Consider the following 21,018-nt stretch of genomic DNA (forward strand, 5'->3'; position numbering starts at 1 on the left):
CCTGACTCTCGGTGAACTTCATCGTCTCGCTCCTCGGGAGCGTCCTCTACTTCCTGCTGCTTCTCTACTTCCTCGCGATGTGGGCGCGCTTCGTGCTCGATCTCGTCCGAGTCATCCGACGCGACTGGCGGCCCCGGGGCGTCGGTCTCGTCGCGGCCGAGGGTGTGTACACCGTCACGGATCCGCCCATCGGCTTCTTCCGTCGGCTCATCAAGCCGGTTTCGGTGGGGCCGATCGCCCTCGATTTCGGCTGGAGCCTCACGATGCTCTGCGTCATCGTGGGCATGTACGTCGCCACGTGGCTCCAGCGCGCGTGACTGTCCCTGTATCGTTGACGGCGACCGGACGTTCTCCGCGGTGCCAGCACTGCGCCGTGCGCCTGAAGTTGCTAGCTTTAGTCGAACGTTGATAAACGTGTACCTACTTGAAATCGAAGGTGGAAAGCCATGGCGCTCACTCCCGAAGATGTTGTCAATAAGCGGTTCCAGCCGACCAAATTCCGCGAGGGCTACGACCAGGACGAGGTCGATGACTTCCTCGACGAGGTCGTCGTGGAGTTGCGTCGCCTGAACCAGGAGAACGAGGAGCTGCGTCAGCGCCTCTCCTCCGGTGACACTCGCGGTTCGGACGCGCCGCGCGACAGCAGCCCCGCGCCCGTCGTCGATGAGGCTCCTGAGCCCGAACCGCAGCCCGAGCCTGAGCCGACCCCCGCGCCTGCTCACGTCACCGCCCCGGTCGTTGCTCAGCAGCCAGCGCCGGCCGATGAGGCCGAGAGTTCCAGCGGGCTCCTGCAACTCGCGCGCCGTCTCCACGAGGAGCACGTTCGCGAGGGTGCCGAGAAGCGCGACGCTCTCGTCGCCGAGGGTCGTGCGACCGCTGCGCGTCTGGTCGCTGAGGCCGAGGTCAAGCAGCGTCAGCAGATAGCGAAGCTCGAGGAGGAGCGCGCGACGGTCGAGCACCGCATCGACGAGTTGCGCACCTTCGAGCGCGAGTACCGTCAGAAGCTGAAGAGCTACATCGAGGGCCAGTTGCGCGACCTCGACACTCAGCCGGCACAGGCGGAGTCCTCGATGTCGGGCTTTGGGGCGTAGTCCCGCCGCAGCGGACGTCAGGCCGAGGGTGCTCGTCACCCTCGGCCTCGTTGCGCTCGCGGTCTTCGCGATCGATCAGACCGCGAAGCTCCTGGTCACGACGACTCTCACTCTCGGCGAGGACGTGCAGGTCCTTGGCGACGTTCTGATCTTCCACTACGTGAAGAATCCGGGTGCGGCCTTCTCCCTTGCCAGCGGATCGACGTGGATCTTCTCGATCATCGCGGCGTGCGTCGTCGTGGCCGTCATCTGGTTTTCGCGCCGTATCCGCTCCACCGCGTGGGCGATCTTCTTCGGGCTGTTGCTTGGCGGCACCCTCGGCAATCTTTTCGACCGCCTGTTCCGCGAGCCGTCGTTCGGCCTCGGGCACGTGGTCGACTTCCTCTTCACGCCCTGGCTGCTACCGGCGATCTACAACGTTGCCGACATCGCGATCTGCACGGCCATGGCCCTGTTCGTCCTCCTCAGCCTGCGCGGCGTCGGTCTCGACGGGTCCCGGGCGGAGCGCGAGCCCCGTAACGCCGCCCGCGGCGGCGGACGCTAATGGTGCAGTCGCGTTCCCTGCCGGTTCCCGACGGTCTCGACGGGCTTCGGGCCGATGCCGCGGTGGCCAAGCTGCTCGGGTTTTCGCGGAGCTTCGCGGCCGAGGTCGCCGAGGCCGGCGGAGTCAGTGCAGACGGCCGCGTGCTCGACAAGAGCGACCGGGTGCACGCCGGTACGTGGCTCAGCGTCGAGTGGAGCCCTCGTGAGGAGCCGACGATCGTGCCCCTCTCTGTGCCCGATCTCGGCATCGTGTACGACGACGACGACATCGTGGTGATCGACAAGCCGGTCGGTGTCGCCGCTCACCCCGCCGTGGGCTGGCAGGGGCCGACCGTCCTCGGCGCTCTCGCCGCCGCGGGATTCACGGTCGCCACCTCCGGTGCCGCAGAGCGCGCGGGCATCGTGCACCGGCTCGACGCCGGCACGAGCGGCCTGATGGTCGTTGCCAAGTCCGAGCGTGCCTACACGCACCTGAAGCGGGCTTTCCACGATCGCACCGTCGAGAAGGTGTACCACGCCCTCGTGCAGGGCCATCCGGATCCACTCGCAGGCACCATCGACGCGCCGCTCGGCCGCCATCCCTCCTCCGACTGGAAGTTTGCCGTCCGCGCCGATGGCAAGCCCTCCGTCACGCACTACGAGACGATCGAGGCATTCCCGTTCGCCTCGCTGCTCGAGATTCACCTCGAAACGGGGCGGACCCACCAGATCCGCGTGCACATGGCGGCCCAACGCCACCCCTGCGTCGGTGACGCGATGTACGGAGCCGATCCGACGCTCTCGAAGCGGCTTGGGCTCACCCGCCAGTGGCTCGACGCGGTGCGGCTTGGGTTCACGCACCCGGGCACGGGGGAGTGGGTGCAGTTCGAAGCCTCCTACCCCGACGATCTTTCGCACGCGCTCGAGGTGCTGCGCGAGGAGTGAGCGTGGATCCGCGCATGCCCGGCTCCGGTCGCTCCGACCCCGGTTAGACTTTCTGCCGCCGTGGTCGCGGCCTCCTACGAGGCCCGCGGCCCCCCCGCCCGCTGTCCGTCGGAGGCGCATCCTTGCCGAGTAACGATTCCTTCGTCCACCTTCACGTGCACAGCGAGTACTCGATGCTCGACGGCGCCGCGCGGGTCAAGCCGCTGATCGACGCGGCGGTCGAGGAGGGTATGCCGGCCATCGCCGTGACCGACCACGGCAACGTGTTCGGCGCCTTCGACTTTTGGCGCACGGCGACGGCCGCGGGGATCAAGCCGATCATCGGCACGGAGGCGTATCTGACGCCGGGGACGCACCGCTCCGACAAGACGCGGATCCGCTGGGGTGACGGTGGCGGGGACGACGTATCCGGCTCCGGCGCCTACACGCATATGACGCTGCTGAGTTCGACCACGACGGGCATGCACAACCTCTTCCGCCTCTCCTCGAAGGCATCCATCGAGGGCTACTACTTCAAGCCGCGGATGGACCGCGAGATCCTCTCGCAGTACTCGGAGGGCCTGATCGGCACCACCGGCTGCCCGAGTGGCGAGGTGCAGACCCGGCTCCGGCTGGGGCAGTACGAGGAGGCGCGCCAGGCCGCCGCCGACTACCGCGACATCTTCGGCAAAGAGAACTTCTTCGCCGAGATCATGGACCACGGCCTCGACATCGAGCGGCGCGTTATTGCCGACGTCATCCGGCTGGCAAAGGACCTCAACCTGCCCCTCGTGGCGACCAACGATCTGCACTACACCCACGCGCACGACGCCACCTCGCATGCGGCGCTGCTCTGCGTGCAGTCCGGCACGACCCTGGACGACCCCAAGCGCTTCAAGTTCGACGCCGACGAGTTTTACCTCAAGTCGCCCCGCGAGATGCGGCAGGTGTTCCGCGACCATCCCGAGGCGTGCGATAACACGCTCCTGATCGCTGAGCGCTGCGACGTGCAGTTCGACACCTCCGCGAACTACATGCCCCGTTTCCCCGTCCCCGAGGGCGAGACGGAGGACACCTGGTTCGTGAAGGAGGTCGAGGCTGGCCTGCGTGAGCGCTACCCGGACGGGATCTCGCAGGAGGTGCGCGAGCGCGCCGACTACGAGACCACCGTCATCCTGCAGATGGGCTTCCCTGGCTACTTCCTCGTCGTCGCCGACTTCATCAACTGGTCCAAGCGCAACGGCATCCGAGTGGGTCCGGGTCGTGGCTCCGGCGCTGGCTCGATGGCTGCATACGCGATGAAGATCACGGACCTTGATCCGCTGCGTCACGGCCTAATCTTCGAGCGCTTCCTCAACCCCGACCGCGTGTCCATGCCCGACTTCGATGTCGATTTCGATGACCGTCGCCGCGGCGAGGTGATCCGCTATGTCACCGACAAATACGGCGACGAGCGCGTCGCTCAGATTGTCACCTACGGCACGATCAAGGCGAAGCAGGCGCTCAAGGACGCCTCCCGAGTCCTCGGCTTCCCGTTCGGGATGGGCGAAAAGCTCACGAAGGCGATGCCGCCGGCGATCATGGGCAAGGACATTCCGCTCAGCGGGATCAATGATTCCGCACACCCGCGTTACAAGGAAGCGGTCGACGTCAGGAACGTCATCGCCGAGGACCCGCAGGCGAAGCTCGTCTTCGACACCGCGCTCGGACTCGAGAACCTCAAGCGCCAGTGGGGAGTCCACGCGGCCGGCGTGATCATGTCGAGTGACCCGCTGCTCGACATCATCCCGATCATGAAGCGGGAGCAGGACGGCCAGATCGTCACGCAGTTCGACTATCCCGCGTGCGAATCGCTCGGCCTGATCAAGATGGACTTCCTGGGGCTGCGCAACCTCACGATCATCGATGACGCTCTCGACAACATCAGGGCGAATCGGCAGCAGAACCTGGTCCTCGAGGATCTCGACCTCGATGATCAGGCCGCCTACGAACTCCTCGCCCGCGGCGACACGCTCGGCGTGTTCCAGCTCGACGGCGGACCGATGCGCGGCCTCCTGCGCCTGATGAAGCCTGACAACTTCGAGGACATTTCTGCGGTCCTCGCGCTGTATCGGCCGGGTCCGATGGGCGCCGACTCCCACACCAACTACGCGCTGCGCAAGAACGGCGTGCAGCAGATCACGCCGATCCACCCTGAGCTCGAGGAGCCCCTGGCGGAGGTGCTCGGCGGGACCTACGGCCTGATCGTGTATCAGGAGCAGGTCATGTCGATCGCGCAGAAGCTTGCCGGGTTCACCCTCGCGCAGGCCGACCTGTTGCGGCGCGCGATGGGCAAGAAAAAGAAGTCCGAGCTGGACAAGCAGTTCGAAGGTTTCTCGGGCGGCATGACCGCCAACGGCTACTCGATGGAGGCCGTCAAGACCCTCTGGGACATCCTGCTGCCCTTCTCCGACTACGCCTTCAATAAGGCGCACTCCGCCGCCTACGGAGTCGTCTCGTACTGGACCGCTTACCTCAAAGCCCACTATCCCGCGGAATACATGGCGGCACTGCTCACGAGCGTTGCCGACTCCAAAGACAAGATGGCCGCCTATCTCAACGAGTGCCGGCGCATGGGCATCAAGGTCCTGCCGCCGGATGTGAACGAGTCGATCGGCTTCTTTACCGCGGTCGGCACGGACATCCGCTTCGGTCTTGGCGCCGTTCGCAATGTTGGGACGAACGTGGTCGAGGGTATCCGCGCGGCGCGCGAGGAGAAGGGGCGCTTCGAATCGTTCCACGACTTCCTGCGCAAGGTTCCGATGCAGGCCACCAACAAGCGCACGGTCGAATCGCTGATCAAGGCCGGTGCGTTCGACTCGCTCGGCTCGACCCGGCGCGCGCTCGTCGAGGTGCACGAGGACGCTGTCGAAGCGGCCGTGGGGGAGAAGCGCAACGAGGCCAACGGCCAGGTCGGTTTCGACTTCGACAGCCTCTGGGATGAGCCGCAGGCCGCGATCCACGTGCCGGAGCGGCCAGAGTGGGCCAAGCGGGACAAGCTCGCCTTCGAGCGGGACATGCTCGGCCTCTACGTCTCCGACCATCCGCTCGCCGGACTCGAGACCGAGCTTGCCAAGCACTACAGCACGACCATCGCCGACCTGTTGATCTCGGAAACGATCGCCGACGGCGAGACCGTCGTCGTCGCTGGACTCGTCACGAGCGTTCAGCACCGCATGGCCAAGACGTCCGGCAACCAGTACGGGATGATCCAGGTCGAAGACTTCGGCGGCGAGATCACCTGCATGTTTATGGGCAAGGCATACCAGGAGTTTGCGCCGGCCCTGACGAACGACTCGATCGTCGTCGTCCGCGGACGCGTCAGCATGCGCGATGACGGCATGAACCTGCACGCGTTCAGCCTTTTCGCCCCCGAGCTGAACCAGGACGGTGACTCCGGGCCGCTGACCGTGTCGATGCCGGAGTCGCGCGCGACCACCGACACGGTCTCGCAACTCAGCGACGTCCTCATCCGCCACTCCGGCCAGACGGAGGTACGCCTCAAACTGATCAAGGGCGAGACGGCCCGCGTGTTCGAGGTCCCCTTCCCGGTACGGATCACCCCCGACCTCTTCGGCGAGCTGAAGAGCCTGCTGGGGCCCAACTGTCTGTATTGAATTTCGAGATTGAATTTCGAGCCGGTCCCTGCCCGGCTCGGGCGCGGTTGGCTGGGGTGGATGGTTGGGTTTTGTAGAGCGGGGTGCGTTCGGCTACGGCGATCCGCTGGCACGCGGATCGGCGGTTCGCCTCGGAGAGAGCGCGAAAGGGTAGCGCCCCATGGGGGTCGCGGAGGCGAGGGGCGGCGGAGTGAGACTCGGTGGGGCGCGGGGGGAGTGGGTGGGGGCGGCCGGTAGGCTAGGGCGGCCATGATTCAGACTCTCGACCTTCGCGGCAGTCGTCCCTCCGCCGCCGAGCTGCTCGCGCTTGTGCCCCGCAATCCGGGGACCTCAGCCGCCGTGGGGCCCGTCGTCGCCGAGTTGATCGCCGATGTGCGCGCACGCGGAGCCGAGGCGCTGCGTGAGCAATCCGAGCGCCTGGACGGCGTCCGACCGCCGCACCTCCGGGTGCCGGTCGCGCAGATCGCCGAGGCCCTCGACCGGCTTGACCCCAGCATCCGCAGCGCGCTCGAGGAGGCGATCACTCGCGTCCGCCGCGCCAGCGCCGCGCAAATCCCGCCGCCCCGCACCACCGAACTCGATGACGGCGCCACCGTCACCCAGCGCTGGCAGCCCATTGCCCGTGCCGGGCTCTACGTTCCCGGCGGCAAGGCCGTCTACCCGTCCAGCGTGATCATGAACGCGGTGCCCGCCCAGGTAGCCGGAGTCGCCTCCATCGCCCTGGTCTCACCCCCGCAGAAGGCGTTCGGCGGATCCGTGCACCCGACGATCCTCGCGGCCGCTGCCCTCCTCGGCATCGACGAGGTGTACGCGGTCGGAGGCGCGGGCGCCGTCGCCGCGCTGGCCTTCGGCGTCGACTCCATCGGCCTCGATCCCGTCAGCATCATCACCGGGCCCGGCAACATTTGGGTCACCACCGCCAAGCGCCAGGTGCTCGGTCAGGTCGGCATCGACTCCGAGGCCGGCCCCACCGAGATCCTGGTGATCGCCGACGCCTCCGCCGACCCGCGCCTCATCGCTGCCGACCTGGTCAGCCAGGCTGAGCACGACGAGGCCGCCTCCGCCGTCCTGGTTACCGACAGCGCCGAACTCGCCACCGCCGTCGAACGCGAGGTCGCGGAGCAAGCCGCCGCGACCTACCACGCCGAGCGCGTGGCGATCGCCCTCGACGGCCCGCAATCGGCGCTCGTGATCGTGGACGACCTCGAGCTCGCGTGCGCGTTCAGCGACGCATACGGCCCAGAACACCTCGAGCTGCACACAGTAGATCCCGAATCCACGGCCGAGCGGATCCACGACGCCGGCGCGATCTTTCTCGGCCCGACCACGCCGGTCAGCCTTGGCGACTATCTCGCGGGCTCCAACCACGTTTTGCCGACGCTGGGTCAGGCACGTTTTTCCTCCGGACTCGGTGCGTACACCTTCCTGCGTCCGCAGCAGCTGATCTCCTACGACCGCGCGGCGCTCGAACGGGTCGCCCCGCATATCCGTGCCCTCAGCGACGCCGAGGCGCTACCCGCTCACGGTGACGCCGTCGACGCCCGCTTCGCCTGACCTGGAAAGGCCCCGATGTTCTGCCCCTTCTGCAGGCACCCCGACTCCCGCGTGATCGACTCACGCACGAGTGATGACGGCCTCTCCATCCGCCGCCGCCGCCAGTGCCCCTCCTGCGGCCGCAGGTTCTCCACCACTGAGACGGCGAGCCTCGTCGTGATCAAGCGCAGTGGTGTCGTCGAGCCGTTTAGCCGCGAGAAGATCGTCAGCGGGGTGCGGAAGGCCTGCCAGGGCCGGCCGGTCACCGATTCCGACTTGGCGGTGCTTGCGCAGCGGGTAGAGGAGAACATTCGCTCGACCGGGGCCTCGCAGATCGATGCGAACGACATCGGCCTCGCGATTCTCGCACCGCTGCGCGAGCTTGACGAGGTCGCGTATCTGCGCTTCGCCAGTGTCTACCAAGCCTTCGACTCCCTCGACGACTTCGACTCCGCGATCACCCTGCTCCGCGCCGAGCGTTCCGCGGCACTCGACGGCGACGACGGAATCTGACGCTTGTGTATCCGCTGCTGTTCCGTACATTCCTCAGCCGCCTCGACCCTGAGCAGGCGCACCACCTTGCCCTCCCGGTGATCCGTGCCCTCGAATTCGTTGCTCCGCTGGCCCGCCGCTTCACCGTGCCGAAGGCCGACCTCTCGGTCGAGACGCTCGGTCTGCGGTTCGAGACGCCGTTCGGCATGGCGGCAGGATTCGATAAGGATGCGACGGCGGTCCTCGGCCTCGGTGCGCTCGGATTCGGGCATGTCGAGGTCGGCACTCTGACTGCTCGCGCGCAGCCGGGCAACGATCGTCCACGTCTCTTTCGGCTCGTCGCCGACCGGGCTCTCATTAACCGCATGGGCTTCAACAATCATGGGGCCGAGGAGGCCGCCCGTCGTCTGACGCGCCTCCGAAACACCCGCCGCCGACCCGTCATCGGCGTGAACATCGGGAAGAGTCGCATCGTCGCCGTCGACGACGCGATCGAGGATTACCTGATCAGCACCCGGCTGCTCGCGCCACTGGCTGACTATCTGGTGGTCAACGTCAGCTCGCCGAATACGCCGGGACTGCGCGGCCTGCAGGAAATCGACAAGCTGGAGCCGCTGCTCACCGCGGTCAAGAACGCCGCAGATCCAACGCCCCTCTTGGTGAAGATCGCCCCCGACCTCGTGGATGACGAGGTCGGCCGTGTGGCGGAACTTGCGGTGCGCCTGGGCCTTGGCGGCATCATTGCCACCAATACGACGATTTCGCGCGAGGGCTTGAGCGCCGATCCCGCTGTCGTCGAGGCAGCCGGAGCCGGCGGTCTCTCAGGCGCTCCGCTCGCCGCTCGCTCGCTGGAGGTGCTGCGCCTGATCCGCGCCGTCGTCCCCGACGACTTCTGCGTCATCTCGGTTGGCGGAATCGAGACCGCCGCCGATGTCCGTGAGCGCCTCGACGCGGGAGCCTCCCTGGTGCAGGGCTACTCTGCCTTCGTCTACCGCGGCCCTCTGTGGGCACGCGAGATCAGTCGAGGGCTTGCCCGCACTGCGTCCTCGGTCGTTCCTCCTGCCCCCAACGGCTGAGGCGAAGCCCGTCACTCGGGAAAAGCGCCGCGCTTCACCTGGGGCTTGGGAAGGCGCATCACACGCAGCTGGAGGGCGCGTGTCGCCGCGTACCAGCGGATTCCCTTCTCGACCTTGTCTGCACCGAAGCGCTCGGCGAGTTTCCGGCGCATGCGAGTGCCGAGGAAAATGCAGTCGATCACCGCGATGAGGAAGAAGACCCAGATGATGAGGAGCGACGCGGACTGCAACTCGGGCTGCGGAAAGAAGCTGAGCAGGAGCACGATGACCATGACGGGGATGAGGAACTCGCCGAGGCTGAATCGCGCGTCGACCCAGTTGCGGACGAACGTGCGCTGCGGACCTCTGTCACGCAGCGGGAGGTAGCGCTGGTCTCCGGCTGCAAGGCCGAGGCGGGCCTGTTCGCGTGCGACGGCGGCCTTCTCGCGGGCATCGCGAGCGGCCTGCTTGCGATCGGTCACGACCAGCGGACGCTTGCGGGCTAGCTCCTGCTCGCGCCGCGTCGGCGTCGGCCGCCCCTTGCCGACGCCGGGGGTGTCGGCGTCATCGGGCGTGTCGGTTGCGATCGGGTGCTTGGCCACGGGAACGTCCTTGGAATCGGGGGTCTCTTAAGATTACCTCCATGGCTCACGACGCTCTCACTCCGTCCGTCCTCTCCTCGGCCGAGGAGGCCATCCTCACCGCGGTGCAGGATGACCTGCCCCGCTCACTCGCCCAGCTTGGGAAGCTCGTGCGCATCCCGTCCGTCTCCTGGGACGGCTTCGACGCGACGCGGGTGGCGGCCAGCGCCGAGGCGATCGCCGAGCTCGCCCGCGAGACCGGTGTCTTCGAGGAGGTCTCGATCCGCAGCTCTGAGATTGGCGACTCTGGTGTGCTTGGCCAACCGGCCGTGCTGGCGACTCGTGCCGCGCGCAACGGAGCGCCCACCGTCCTCCTCTATGCGCACCACGATGTTCAGCCGCAGGGCGCCGAGGAGGCGTGGGAGACACCTCCGTTCGAGCCGACCGTGCGCGGCGATCGTCTGTACGGCCGTGGTGCCGCCGATGACAAGGCTGGAGTGGTCTCGCACCTCGCCGCCGTGCGCGCGCTCCGCGAGATCGCCGGCGACGCCCACGACCTTGGGCTCGTCCTCTTCATTGAGGGGGAGGAGGAGTTCGGTTCCCGGTCTTTCCCCACGTTCCTGCGCGAGCACCACGACGCCCTCCGGGCCGACGCGATCATCGTTGCCGACAGTGATAACTGGGACATCGACACTCCGGCGTTGACCGTGGGGCTGCGCGGCAACGTCACCCTCACCCTGACGGTCAGCACGCTCGACCACGCCTCCCACTCGGGGATGCTCGGCGGCGCCGTGCCTGACGCAATGCTCGCCGCGGTGCGCCTGCTCTCGACGCTGTGGGCCGAGGACGGCTCGGTGGCGGTGCCGGGCCTCACTGAGCACGACGGAGCGGTCCCTGAGATCACGGAGGCCGACCTGCGTCGCGACTCCGGCCTGCTCGATGGCGTCTCGCCGATTGGGACCGGGCCGATCCTCTCGCGCACGTGGTCGAAGCCGGCGATCACCGTGACCGGAATCGACGCTCCCAGCGTCATCGACGCCTCGAACACCCTCGCCCCCTCGGTGCGCGTCAAGATCAGCGCACGCATCGCCCCCGGCCAGGATGCGAGGGAGGCCTTCGCCGCCATCGAACGACACCTGCGCGCGAACGCTCCGTTCGGAGCACACCTCTCCCTTGACGACGTCGACATGGGGGACCCGTTCCTCGTTGACACCTCGGGGTGGGCCGTCGACCTCGTCAAGGGTGCGATGACGGACGCCTGGGGGCGGGAGCCGCTCGAGACAGGCATCGGTGGCAGCATTCCGTTCATTGCCGACCTCGTCCGGGAGTTCCCCGAGGCGCAGATCCTGGTGACCGGGGTCGAGGACCCGGACTCACGCGCGCACAGCCCGAATGAGTCGCTGCACCTGGGCGTGTTCAAGCGGGCCGCGCAGACGGAGGCGCTGTTCCTGCTCCGCGCCCTCGCTCATCGACACTGACGGCCCCCATCGACACTGACGGCCCCACTTCGGCCGGAATACCCCGGGCGGCGTACGGGTTGCAGACGTAGAATCCCGGAAGCACGTCGACCGTTCCGCCCGTTCCCCTGAGGAGTGACATGACAGACACGACACTGATCGACCAGACAGTGGCTCCCGTCGCCCAGCCCAGCGCGGCCCACGGCGTCTCGATGACCCCGACCGCGGCAGCCAAGGTGAAGAGCCTGCTCGAGCAGGAGGGCCGAGACGACCTCCGCCTGCGGGTCGCCGTGCAGCCTGGTGGCTGCTCCGGCCTCATCTACCAGCTCTACTTCGACGAGCGGACTCTCGACGGCGACGCCGCAGTGGAATTCGAGGGCGTCGGCCTCGTTGTCGACAAGATGAGCGTTCCGTACCTCGATGGTGCCTCGATCGACTTCGAGGACACGATCCAGAAGCAGGGCTTCACTATCGACAACCCCAACGCCGGCGGCAGCTGCGCCTGTGGAGACAGCTTCCACTGACGCGTCCCCGCACTCCTTCAACGGCGCCCGACCGGCCACACACGTGGTTCGTCGGGCGCCGTTCCTCATGACTGCACCAGTCGGACACGAGGTCACGAGCACCTTGCCCTGCGTCGAGGCGTCGGAGGGAAGGGTAGGCTAGGGCCGGTCTAATACAGTTTCGTGTGAACTGGTCCCCAGTCTTCCGAAAGGTCACCGGTGCGCTTTAATCGCCGAATCCGCAGATGGGTCGCTGCCCCCGTCGCAGGAGCCCTCGCCCTCGTCCTCGCGGGCTGCACCCAGGAGCAGCTCCAGGGCTGGCTGCCCACCGAACCCGGTACGACGGACCACGTCGATCGAGTCATCGGGCTCTGGGTCACCTCCTGGATCGTCCTCCTCGCCGTCGGCGTCGTCACGTGGGGCCTCACCATCTGGGCGGTGGTTGTCTACCGCCGCCGCAAGGGGCAGACCGGTCTTCCGGTTCAGCTGCGGTACAACATGCCGATCGAGATCTTCTACACGATCGTGCCGCTGATCCTCGTGATCGGCTTCTTTGCCTTCACCGCCCGGGATCAGGCTGCCATCGAGCAGCCCTATGACGACCCGGACGAAACCATCCAGGTGTACGGCAAGCAGTGGGCGTGGGACTTCAACTACGTGGACGAAAACGTCTACTCCGCCGGAATCCAGGGCCAGTACAAAGATGGCGGCGATGCGGCCGGCTCCCTCGTCGAGTCCGAGGTTCCGACGCTGTACCTGCCGGTCGGCAAGAAGATCAAGATCCAGCTCGACGCGCGTGACGTCATCCACTCCTTCTGGGTCGTCGACTTCCTGTACAAGAAGGACATGATCCCCGGCAAGACGAACTACATGTACGTCACGCCGCTCGAGGAGGGGACCCACAGCGGAAAGTGCGCTGAACTCTGCGGCGAGTACCACTCCGCGATGCTCTTTAACGTGAAGGTCGTCTCGCAGGCCGAGTACGACGAGTACATCCAGTCGTTGCGCGATGCGGGCCAGACGGGTCAGCTCGGCGCCGAGTACAACCGCAACAACAACCTGCCCGGCACTGGCGCGCCGGCCCGCACCGAGAACGAGGAGTAAGGGAGCATGAGCACCGCTACGGCACCCGCCCCGACCCGCACGTTCGGCACACCACCGGTCCAGCGCAAGGCGAACGTCCTGGTTCGGTGGATGACGTCCACCGATCACAAGGTCATTGGGTACATGTACCTGATTACCTCGTTCATCTACTTCTGCATTGCCGGCGTGATGGCCCTCGTTATTCGTGCGCAGCTCTTCGAGCCCGGCCTCAACGTGGTCGAGACCCGGGAACAGTACAACCAGCTGTTCACGATGCACGGCACGATCATGCTGCTGATGTTCGCGACACCGCTGTTCGCAGGCTTCGCCAACGTCCTCATGCCGCTTCAGATCGGCGCCCCCGACGTCGCCTTCCCCCGGCTCAACGCGTTCGCCTACTGGCTCTACAGCTTCGGATCGCTGATTGCTGTCGCCGGCTTCGTCACTCCGCAGGGCGCAGCGTCGTTCGGATGGTTCGCCTACGCGCCGCTGTCGAGTACGACATTCTCGCCTGGTTTGGGCGGCAATCTCTGGGTTTTCGGCTTGGCCCTCTCGGGTTTCGGCACGATCCTGGGCGCCGTCAATTTCATCACCACGATCATCACGATGCGCGCTCCGGGCATGACCATGTTCCGCATGCCGATCTTCACGTGGAACATCCTTGTGACGTCGATCCTCGTGCTGCTCGCTTTCCCGGTTCTCGCCGCTGCGATGTTCGCCCTCGGGGCCGACCGCGTCTTCGACGCCCACATCTACGACGCGGCCAACGGCGGTGTCCTCCTCTGGCAGCACCTCTTCTGGTTCTTCGGGCACCCGGAGGTGTATATCATCGCGCTGCCGTTCTTCGGCATCGTCTCCGAGGTCTTCCCGGTCTTCAGCCGCAAGCCGATCTTTGGCTATAAGACACTGATTTACGCGACGATCTCCATCGCAGCGCTCTCCATCACTGTGTGGGCACACCACATGTACGTCACCGGCTCCGTCCTGCTGCCGTTCTTCTCGCTGATGACGATGCTCATCGCGGTCCCGACCGGCGTGAAGATCTTCAACTGGATCGGCACCATGTGGCGTGGCTCGGTGACGTTCGAGACCCCGATGATCTGGGCGATCGGCTTCCTGATCACCTTCACGTTCGGGGGTCTGACGGGCGTCATCCTCGCGTCGCCGCCTCTCGACTTCCACGTCTCTGACTCCTACTTCGTGGTGGCGCACTTCCACTATGTGGTCTTCGGCACCGTCGTCTTCGCGATGTTCTCGGGCTTCTACTTCTGGTGGCCCAAGTGGACGGGCAAGATGTTGAACGAGACGCTGGGCAAATGGCACTTCTGGCTGCTGTTCATCGGCTTCCACACCACCTTCCTCATTCAGCACTGGCTCGGCGTCGTGGGTATGCCCCGCCGCTACGCCAGCTATCTGCCTGAGGACGGTTTCACCTGGATGAACCAGGTGTCGACCGTCGGAGCGATGATCCTTGCGGTCTCACTGATCCCGTTCTTCTTCAACGTGTACATCACGGCCCGCAAGGCGCCCAAGGTGACGGTGAACGACCCGTGGGGCTTCTCGCGATCGCTCGAGTGGGCGACGTCGTGCCCACCACCCCGGCATAACTTCACGTCCATCCCGCGCATCCGCAGCGAGGCTCCTGCCTTCGACCTCAATCACCCCGAGGCGGGCATCCCGGTCGGTATCGGTCCGGCCAAGGATGCTCCGGACGCCCCCACGTACGACAAGTCGGAAGGCACGGTGAAGTAGGGCCATGCGCGCGAACGTCTCTCTGTTCTGGCTCCTCGCCGGTTTCTTCCTCCTTGCCGACATCGTCTACATAACGTGGTCGCTGATCGATACCGGCCAGGTGGAGTGGGTCGGAGCGGTCGCCATCGGCCTCTCGTCCGTGCTCGGCGCATTCATCGCGTTTTATGTCGGCCGGGTGCATACCGCGCAGGGCGCTGAGCTCCCCGAGGATCGCCTCGACGCTGACATCGACGATGGAGACCCCGAGCTGGGCTTTTTCAGTCCATGGAGCTGGTGGCCGCTGATCCTCGGCGGTTCCGCCGCACTGGGCTTCCTGGGCCTCGCAGTGGGCTTCTGGATCACGTACATCGCCGTGGGACTGTTCCTGGTCGCCATAGCGGGCTGGGTGTACGAGTACTACCGCGGATACTTCGCCCGGTAGGGCTACCCGCTCGGCTGAGGGCCGGGTGCACGAGGCTTCGGCCGTCGCGCACCCGGCCCTTTCACGTGCTCGGTGTCCGCGCACGACCCGCTACTTTCTTTGTACCCGCTTCGGAGTGATCCGGTTCGTCAAGCTCGCCCCGCGGATCGGGCGGCGTCTCGCGACGCAGATCCTTCAGGCGCTGTCGGAGCGGCAACAGCTTCGTCACCGCCGGCCACCTCGCCTCCTACGCCGGCCTGGCACCCGTTACTAGGCGATCCGGGTCCTCGATCATCGCCCTCGCAGGTCGCCGCTCCTTGGAAAACCATATAAAGACACCCCGCGCCCGCGCGATTGTTCTGTAGGTCCGCGAGCGAGCTGCTTCAATGGACAGGCCGAGAACGACAAGCCGAGAACGGCGATGGGCCCGGACGATCAGATCGTCCGGGCCCATCGCCGTGCTGTCAGTGCTCGCTGTGCGAGCTTTCGAGCTCCTTCTGAGTGACGGGAGTAATGCGATCCTCGAAGAACCAGCGGGAGAGGCCGGCGCGCACGCGTTCCGGGGCGGTGATACGGCCGCGGGAATTCGGGCGAATCATCAGCGGCTCGTACTCGTCCTGGCCGACCAGCTTCCAGCGCTCGTACTCGTCGAGCTGCTGGTGCACCTCGATGAATTCGCCACCGGGGAGGCGGACGATGCGGCCGGACTCGAAGCCGTGCAGGGCGATCTCGCGGTCCTTCTTCTGCAGCGCGAGGCAGATGCGCTTGGTAATGAAGTAGGCGATGAACGGGCCCACGATGAGCAGGAACTGCAGGCTGTGGATCACTCCCTCCATGGTGAGATGGAAGTGCGTCGCAATGATGTCCGACGACGCGGCAGCCCAGAGAACGGCGTAGAAACTGACTCCGGCAGCGCCGATCGCAGTGCGGGTCGCGGCATTGCGCGGGCGGTCGAGCAGGTGGTGCTCGCGCTTGTCACCCGTGATCCACGCTTCGATGAACGGGTAGAGCATGACCGCGACGATAAAGAGTCCCAGGCCACCGAGCGGGATCAGGATGTTGAACGAGAGCGTACCGATCCCGGGGATCGCCCACTCGAGTCCCGGTGGGATCAGGCGCAGCGCACCGTCAGCGAAGCCGATGTACCAGTCTGGCTGGGTTCCCGCGGAGACGGGGGAGGGATCGTACGGGCCGTAGTTCCAGATCGGGTTGATCGTGAACAGGGAGGCGATGAGGACGACGACGCCGAAGACGATGAAGAAGAATCCACCGGCCTTCGCGGCGTAGACCGGGAGCACCGGGTAGCCGACGACGTTCTGCTCCGTCTTGCCTGCACCGGGGAACTGGGTGTGCTTGTGCACGACGACGAACACGAGGTGCAGCGCGATGAACGCGAGCACCAGAGCCGGCAGGAGCAGGATGTGCAGTGTGTAGAGGCGGCCGACGATGTCGGTGCCCGGGAACTCGCCGCCGAAGAGGAGGAACGAGATCCACGTGCCCACGATCGGGATGCCCTTGACCATGCCGTCGATGATGCGCAGGCCGTTGCCGGAGAGCAGGTCATCAGGGAGGGAGTAGCCGGTGAAGCCCTCCGCCATCGCGAGGATGAAGAGGACGAATCCGATCACCCAGTTGAGCTCCCGCGGCTTACGGAACGCACCGGTGAAGAAGATGCGGAGCATGTGCAAGCCGATGGAGGCCACGAACAGCAGGGCCGCCCAGTGGTGAATCTGGCGCATGAGCAGGCCGCCGCGGATATCGAACGAGATGTCGAGCGCCGAGGACATGGCCGCCGACATCTCGATGCCCTTGAGCGGCAGGTAGCTGCCCTCGTAGTGCGTCTCGACCATCGAGGCCTGGAAGAAGAAGGTGAGGAACGTGCCCGACAGCAGGATGATGACGAAACTGTAGAGCGCGACCTCGCCGAGGAGGAAGGACCAGTGGTCGGGGAAGATCTTGCGACCGAACTCCTTGACGACCGCCGAAATGCTGGTGCGCTCATCGATGTAGTTCGACGCCGCTCCGACATAGCCCTTTTGGAACTTGCCGCTTCCGAGGATGACGCCGTCCTCGGGCTCCGCGGGGGAGCTGGAGGGCCGTGAGGGTGTGGTGGTGGACATGTGAGTCATCGCTCCCAGAAGGACGGTCCGACGGGCTCCGTGAAGTCGCTTCTGGCGACCAGGTATCCCTCGGCGTCGACGGTGATGGGGAGCTGCGGAAGCGGACGCTTCGCCGGGCCGAAGATGACCTCGGCCTCGCGCTTAATGTCGAATTGCGACTGGTGGCACGGGCACAGCAGGTGGTGGGTCTGCTGCTCGTACAGCGCCACAGGGCAGCCAACGTGCGTGCAGATCTTGGAGTAGGCGACGATTCCGTCGTAGTTCCAGGTCTCGCGACCCTCGCTGACGGTAAGGTCCTCAGGCTTGAGGCGCATGAGGAGAACAGCGGCTTTCGCCTTCTCCTCCAGCTTGTCTTCGACGTCGTTGAGGCCCTCGGGAATGACGTGGAACGCGGAGCCGATGGTGACGTCCGATGCGAGGATCGGCGCTCCTGACGGGTCAAGGGTGAGCCTCGTGCCCTCTGTCCACAGCGTGGTTTTCAGCAGGTCGACGGGGTTCTCGTTCTGCGGGCCGAGACCACGGAACAGGATCACGGCGGGCAGGGGGAACACGACGAGAGACGCGATCAGGCTATTCCGCACGAGGGAGCGGCGGCCGAAACCGGACTCCTTGTCGGACTGGTCGAAGATCTCAAGCGCACGGGCGCGGGTGGGCTCCGCGCTGCGGACGGGGTGGCGGATGTCGATGCCCTCGTGGTCCGACATCAACTGCTTGCCCCAGTGGACAGCGGCGATGCCGAGGGCGAGAAGGGCGAGGGACATGCCCAGACCGATGAACAGCGTGTTCAGACGGACGGACGAGACGTCCTCGGTGATCGGGAACGCCATGTACGCGGCGACCGCGAAGAGTGAGCCCGCGAAGGAGAGATAAAAGAGCGTGTACACCGTGCGCTCGGCACGCTTCTCGACCGTGGGGTCGAGATCGGTCATCCGGGGACGGTGCGGCGGGAGACCCGGGTCTTGGACGCGGTCTCGCGTCACGACCGCGGTGCCGGCCTGAGCCGTCCCGTGCCCGGTGGCCGACGAGGTGGCGAGGTCGCTGCCACCCTCATCGTGCTCTGCCATGGTTCTCCTTTTCACGCCGTGTCGGCACCAGTCGGTGCCGTGGGTCACTCGCGCCCGTCAGGGCGCAGAAATCGTCTAATTGGATCGAGCGGTGATCCACACCGTCAGGGCCACGATTGCTCCGAGGCCGAAGATCCAGAGGAAGAGGCCCTCCGCAACCGGCCCGAGGGAGCCGAGTGCGAATCCGCCGGGGGAGGGGTTGGCCTCGATGTACTTCAGGTACGAGATGATGTCGCGCTTGTCCTCCGGCGAGATGTTGAGGTCGTTGAAGACCGGCATGTTCTGTGGTCCGGTGACCATCGCCTCGTAGATGTGCGCCTCGGTGACTCCATTGAGCGCAGGAGCGAACTTCCCCTCGGTGAGCGCACCGCCTGCTCCCGCCACGTTATGGCACATGGCGCAATTGATCCGGAACAGCTCGGCGCCATTGGCGCTGTCGCCCTGTCCGTCGAGGACTTCGCCCTCGGGGATAGCGGGACCGGGGGCGAGCGACGCGACGTAGGCCGCGAGCTGCGCGACCTCGTCATCGGTGAACTGGACCGGCTTCTCCAACGCCTGCGGGCCGTGCATCTGCATGGGCATGCGGCCGGTACCGACCTGGAAGTCGACGGACGCAGCGCCAACGCCAATCAGAGACGGAGCGTTGTCGGTACCCGCGGCATCGAGTCCGTGACAGGTGGCGCAGTTTGCGGCGAAGAGCTTGGAGCCCTGATCGATCGTCTGCTGGCTGGTAGCGGAGGTCTCTGCGGAGGCTGCCGTGGCGACGCCGACGGCTGCGTAGGTGCCGCCGGTGAGCCCGAGGCCGATGGCGATCAGGGCCAGAGTGGCCAGCGGATGACGGCGACCCTTCTTGGCTCGGCTCTTCGTCTTCGGGGAGCCCATCGAGGCGTCCTTCCTGCGGGTGTTCGGGGTGTGGTGGTTCATCGGCGAGCGCGTCACTTGAGGAAGTAGATGACGGCGAAGAGGCCGACCCAGACAACGTCGACGAAGTGCCAGTAGTAGGAGACGACGATGGCGCTCGTCGCCTCCTTGTGGCCAAAGTTCTTGACCGCGAAGCCACGGCCAATGACGAGGAGGAAGGCGAGGAGTCCACCGGTGACGTGCAGGGCATGGAAGCCGGTCGTCAGGTAGAAGGCCGAGCCGTAGGCGTTGCTGGAGAGCGTGACGCCCTCCGAGACGAGCGTGGCGTATTCGAGAACCTGACCGGAGACGAAGACCGCTCCGAGGGCGTAGGTGAGGAAGAACCACTCGACCATGCCCCACTTGAACGGGCTGAGGCCCGTCGCACGCGGCTGCAGGCGCTCAGCGGCGAACACGCCGAACTGGCAGCTGAACGACGATGCGACGAGGATGACGGTATTCACACCCGCATAGGGCACGTTCAGAATCTCGGTCTCGGCGCCCCACAGTTCCGGTGAAGTGCTGCGAAGGGTGAAGTAAATCGCGAAGAGACCCGCGAAGAACATGACCTCACTGCCCAGCCAGACGATCGTTCCGACCGCGACCGGGTTGGGTCGGTTCACTACGGGCGCGGTGGCCGTGGGGGAGAGAGAGGTGCTCGTCACACAGACCATTATGGCCGATGGCCAAGGAGGGAAGTCGCACTTCCCGGGAGGCGATCGTCGTCGCATAATCTGTGAGCCATGTCGGAAACCCTGTCCTGGCCGCACCTTCTCAGCGCACTCCTCGAGTCCTCCGATCTGAGCGTCTCGGAGGCGACCTGGGCGATGGAGCAGGTCATGGAAGGGGAGGCGACCCCCGCGCAGCTGGCGGGACTGCTCGTGGCTCTGCGGGCGAAGGGCGAGACGGTGGACGAAATCGTGGGCTTCCGTGATGCAATCCTCGACCACGCGGTGCCGCTGGACGTCGATCCGATGGCGCTGGACATCGTGGGCACGGGCGGGGACCGCTTCGGCACCGTCAACATTTCGTCAACTGCGTCGATCATCGCGGCGGCGGCGGGGACGCCGGTCGTGAAGCACGGCAATAAGGCCGCATCCTCCTCCTCCGGGTCCTCGGATGTGCTCGCCGCACTCGGGGTCAACCTCACCCTCTCGCCGGCGGGGGTCGCGGAGGTCTTCCGGCGCACGGGTATCGCCTTCGTCTTCGCGACGGTGTTTCACCCCGGGTTCCGGCACGCGGGTGCGGTCCGCGCCGAGCTGGGCGTGCCCACGGTGTTCAACTTCCTCGGCCCGCTCTGCAATCCGGCACGACCGGAGGCATCGGCCGTCGGCGTCGCGCACCTCGACCGCGTCCCGCTCGTCGTCGGCGTCTTCCAGACCCGCGGAGCCACAGCTCTCGTCTTCCGTGGGGACGACGGACTCGACGAGCTGACGACGACCGGTCACAGCCACATCTGGGAGGTGTCGCGCGGTTCGGTCGTCGAGCACGATCTCGATCCGCGCGATCTGGGCCTTCGTCGCGCCCGCATTGACGAGCTGCGCGGACGCGATGCCGCCTACAACGCGAGCGTGGTGCGCTCGGTGCTCGGCGGCGACGGCGGCCCTGTGCGCGACATCGTTCTCCTCAACGCGGCCGCCGGCCTCGCCGCCTTCGACCTCGCGCGCGACCCCGACCTCGTCAGGACGCCGATCCTGGACCGCCTACAGGAGGCGATGACGCGCGCCGCCGACGCCGTTGACTCCGGTGCTGCCGCGGCGAAGCTCGATGAGTGGGTGCGCGAGACGCAGCGTCCCGAGCACAGGGCGTAACGTGGGAGCGCTGTCCGCGAGGGTGCGGGCGGTGCCCCATCACATGCCGGATCGCCCGCAGGACGGGACGCCCG

19 protein-coding genes and 1 pseudogene are annotated in these 21,018 nt (G+C 66.2%); 15 read left to right on the plus strand and 5 right to left on the minus strand.

Features of this window, described 5'->3' with window-relative positions; genetic code table 11:
* Positions 1-11: 11 nt before the first annotated feature.
* The 8 genes from HRF29_RS00515 (at position 12) to HRF29_RS00550 (ending at position 9,294) form a co-directional block, all read left to right on the plus strand.
* Positions 12-317 (plus strand): YggT family protein, encoded by a 306-nt coding sequence (locus HRF29_RS00515; RefSeq protein ID WP_343043591.1) that lies wholly within the window; start codon positions 12-14, stop codon positions 315-317.
* A gap of 129 nt (positions 318-446) precedes the next feature.
* Positions 447-1,091: a DivIVA domain-containing protein gene (locus HRF29_RS00520; RefSeq protein WP_173243108.1), complete on the plus strand. Its 645-nt coding sequence runs from the start codon at positions 447-449 to the stop codon at positions 1,089-1,091.
* A gap of 28 nt (positions 1,092-1,119) precedes the next feature.
* The gene (lspA, locus tag HRF29_RS00525; RefSeq protein WP_173243111.1) at positions 1,120-1,635 is read left to right on the plus strand and encodes a signal peptidase II; all 516 of its coding nucleotides are present in this window, start codon (positions 1,120-1,122) and stop codon (positions 1,633-1,635) included.
* A 2-nt stretch (positions 1,636-1,637) separates the two neighbouring features.
* Complete coding sequence (locus HRF29_RS00530; RefSeq protein ID WP_173245755.1) at positions 1,638-2,558, plus strand: RluA family pseudouridine synthase; 921 nt, start codon at positions 1,638-1,640, stop codon at positions 2,556-2,558.
* A gap of 173 nt (positions 2,559-2,731) precedes the next feature.
* On the plus strand, positions 2,732-6,193 hold the full coding sequence (gene dnaE, locus HRF29_RS00535) for a DNA polymerase III subunit alpha (RefSeq protein WP_246226605.1): 3,462 nt from the start codon (positions 2,732-2,734) through the stop codon (positions 6,191-6,193).
* A gap of 249 nt (positions 6,194-6,442) precedes the next feature.
* Positions 6,443-7,747, plus strand: a complete 1,305-nt coding sequence (hisD, locus tag HRF29_RS00540; RefSeq protein ID WP_173243117.1) for a histidinol dehydrogenase — start codon at positions 6,443-6,445, stop codon at positions 7,745-7,747.
* Positions 7,748-7,762: 15 nt separating this feature from the next.
* Positions 7,763-8,239, plus strand: coding sequence for a transcriptional regulator NrdR (nrdR, locus tag HRF29_RS00545; protein ID WP_173243120.1), 477 nt, complete (start codon positions 7,763-7,765; stop codon positions 8,237-8,239).
* Positions 8,240-8,244: 5 nt separating this feature from the next.
* Positions 8,245-9,294, plus strand: coding sequence for a quinone-dependent dihydroorotate dehydrogenase (locus HRF29_RS00550; protein ID WP_173243123.1), 1,050 nt, complete (start codon positions 8,245-8,247; stop codon positions 9,292-9,294).
* A gap of 11 nt (positions 9,295-9,305) precedes the next feature.
* Here HRF29_RS00550 and HRF29_RS00555 read toward each other — a convergent pair whose 3' ends face one another.
* A complete protein-coding gene (locus tag HRF29_RS00555) occupies positions 9,306-9,875 on the minus strand; it encodes a DUF3043 domain-containing protein (RefSeq protein WP_173243126.1) in 570 nt (189 codons plus the stop codon).
* 41 nt (positions 9,876-9,916) lie between these two features.
* Between HRF29_RS00555 and HRF29_RS00560 the strand changes: the two genes are divergently transcribed.
* From HRF29_RS00560 to HRF29_RS15430, 6 genes and pseudogenes are all read left to right on the plus strand, one after another.
* Complete coding sequence (locus tag HRF29_RS00560) at positions 9,917-11,332, plus strand: dipeptidase (RefSeq protein WP_173243129.1); 1,416 nt, start codon at positions 9,917-9,919, stop codon at positions 11,330-11,332.
* A gap of 119 nt (positions 11,333-11,451) precedes the next feature.
* Entirely contained in the window at positions 11,452-11,835 is a 384-nt protein-coding gene (gene erpA, locus HRF29_RS00565) for an iron-sulfur cluster insertion protein ErpA (RefSeq protein ID WP_173243132.1), read from the plus strand.
* A 198-nt stretch (positions 11,836-12,033) separates the two neighbouring features.
* Positions 12,034-12,918, plus strand: a complete 885-nt coding sequence (gene ctaC, locus HRF29_RS00570; RefSeq protein ID WP_173243135.1) for an aa3-type cytochrome oxidase subunit II — start codon at positions 12,034-12,036, stop codon at positions 12,916-12,918.
* A 6-nt stretch (positions 12,919-12,924) separates the two neighbouring features.
* The gene (ctaD, locus tag HRF29_RS00575; RefSeq protein ID WP_173243138.1) at positions 12,925-14,649 is read left to right on the plus strand and encodes an aa3-type cytochrome oxidase subunit I; all 1,725 of its coding nucleotides are present in this window, start codon (positions 12,925-12,927) and stop codon (positions 14,647-14,649) included.
* 4 nt (positions 14,650-14,653) lie between these two features.
* Positions 14,654-15,070 carry a cytochrome c oxidase subunit 4 gene (locus HRF29_RS00580; protein ID WP_173243141.1) on the plus strand — a complete coding sequence of 139 codons (417 nt, stop codon included), beginning with the start codon at positions 14,654-14,656 and terminating at the stop codon, positions 15,068-15,070.
* Positions 15,071-15,209: 139 nt separating this feature from the next.
* Positions 15,210-15,342: pseudogene (locus HRF29_RS15430) on the plus strand (transposase); the annotation flags it as partial.
* A 171-nt stretch (positions 15,343-15,513) separates the two neighbouring features.
* Here HRF29_RS15430 and qcrB read toward each other — a convergent pair.
* The 4 genes from qcrB to ctaE form a co-directional block, all read right to left on the minus strand.
* Positions 15,514-17,169: a cytochrome bc1 complex cytochrome b subunit gene (qcrB, locus tag HRF29_RS00590; RefSeq protein WP_173243145.1), complete on the minus strand. Its 1,656-nt coding sequence runs from the start codon at positions 17,167-17,169 to the stop codon at positions 15,514-15,516.
* 5 nt (positions 17,170-17,174) lie between these two features.
* Positions 17,175-18,233 carry a cytochrome bc1 complex Rieske iron-sulfur subunit gene (qcrA, locus tag HRF29_RS00595; RefSeq protein ID WP_173243148.1) on the minus strand — a complete coding sequence of 353 codons (1,059 nt, stop codon included), beginning with the start codon at positions 18,231-18,233 and terminating at the stop codon, positions 17,175-17,177.
* A gap of 75 nt (positions 18,234-18,308) precedes the next feature.
* The gene (gene qcrC / locus HRF29_RS00600; protein ID WP_173245758.1) at positions 18,309-19,115 is read right to left on the minus strand and encodes a cytochrome bc1 complex diheme cytochrome c subunit; all 807 of its coding nucleotides are present in this window, start codon (positions 19,113-19,115) and stop codon (positions 18,309-18,311) included.
* A gap of 53 nt (positions 19,116-19,168) precedes the next feature.
* A complete protein-coding gene (ctaE, locus tag HRF29_RS00605) occupies positions 19,169-19,807 on the minus strand; it encodes an aa3-type cytochrome oxidase subunit III (RefSeq protein WP_173243151.1) in 639 nt (212 codons plus the stop codon).
* 69 nt (positions 19,808-19,876) lie between these two features.
* Between ctaE and trpD the strand changes: the two genes are divergently transcribed.
* A complete protein-coding gene (gene trpD, locus HRF29_RS00610) occupies positions 19,877-20,944 on the plus strand; it encodes an anthranilate phosphoribosyltransferase (RefSeq protein WP_173243154.1) in 1,068 nt (355 codons plus the stop codon).
* Positions 20,945-21,018: the final 74 nt, after the last annotated feature.

Source organism: Rathayibacter agropyri, from assembly GCF_013249015.1.
Lineage (GTDB): Bacteria > Actinomycetota > Actinomycetes > Actinomycetales > Microbacteriaceae > Rathayibacter > Rathayibacter agropyri.

Coding starts and splice junctions, on each gene's coding strand:
- HRF29_RS00520 (WP_173243108.1), top strand. CDS start 447: ATGGCGCTCACTCCCGAAGATGTTGTCAATAAGCGGTTCCAGCCGACC.
- dnaE (WP_246226605.1), top strand. CDS start 2,732: ATGCTCGACGGCGCCGCGCGGGTCAAGCCGCTGATCGACGCGGCGGTC.
- hisD (WP_173243117.1), top strand. CDS start 6,443: ATGATTCAGACTCTCGACCTTCGCGGCAGTCGTCCCTCCGCCGCCGAG.
- nrdR (WP_173243120.1), top strand. CDS start 7,763: ATGTTCTGCCCCTTCTGCAGGCACCCCGACTCCCGCGTGATCGACTCA.
- HRF29_RS00560 (WP_173243129.1), top strand. CDS start 9,917: ATGGCTCACGACGCTCTCACTCCGTCCGTCCTCTCCTCGGCCGAGGAG.
- erpA (WP_173243132.1), top strand. CDS start 11,452: ATGACAGACACGACACTGATCGACCAGACAGTGGCTCCCGTCGCCCAG.
- ctaD (WP_173243138.1), top strand. CDS start 12,925: ATGAGCACCGCTACGGCACCCGCCCCGACCCGCACGTTCGGCACACCA.
- HRF29_RS00580 (WP_173243141.1), top strand. CDS start 14,654: ATGCGCGCGAACGTCTCTCTGTTCTGGCTCCTCGCCGGTTTCTTCCTC.
- qcrB (WP_173243145.1), bottom strand. CDS start 17,169: ATGTCCACCACCACACCCTCACGGCCCTCCAGCTCCCCCGCGGAGCCC.
- qcrA (WP_173243148.1), bottom strand. CDS start 18,233: ATGGCAGAGCACGATGAGGGTGGCAGCGACCTCGCCACCTCGTCGGCC.
- qcrC (WP_173245758.1), bottom strand. CDS start 19,115: ATGGGCTCCCCGAAGACGAAGAGCCGAGCCAAGAAGGGTCGCCGTCAT.
- ctaE (WP_173243151.1), bottom strand. CDS start 19,807: ATGGTCTGTGTGACGAGCACCTCTCTCTCCCCCACGGCCACCGCGCCC.
- trpD (WP_173243154.1), top strand. CDS start 19,877: ATGTCGGAAACCCTGTCCTGGCCGCACCTTCTCAGCGCACTCCTCGAG.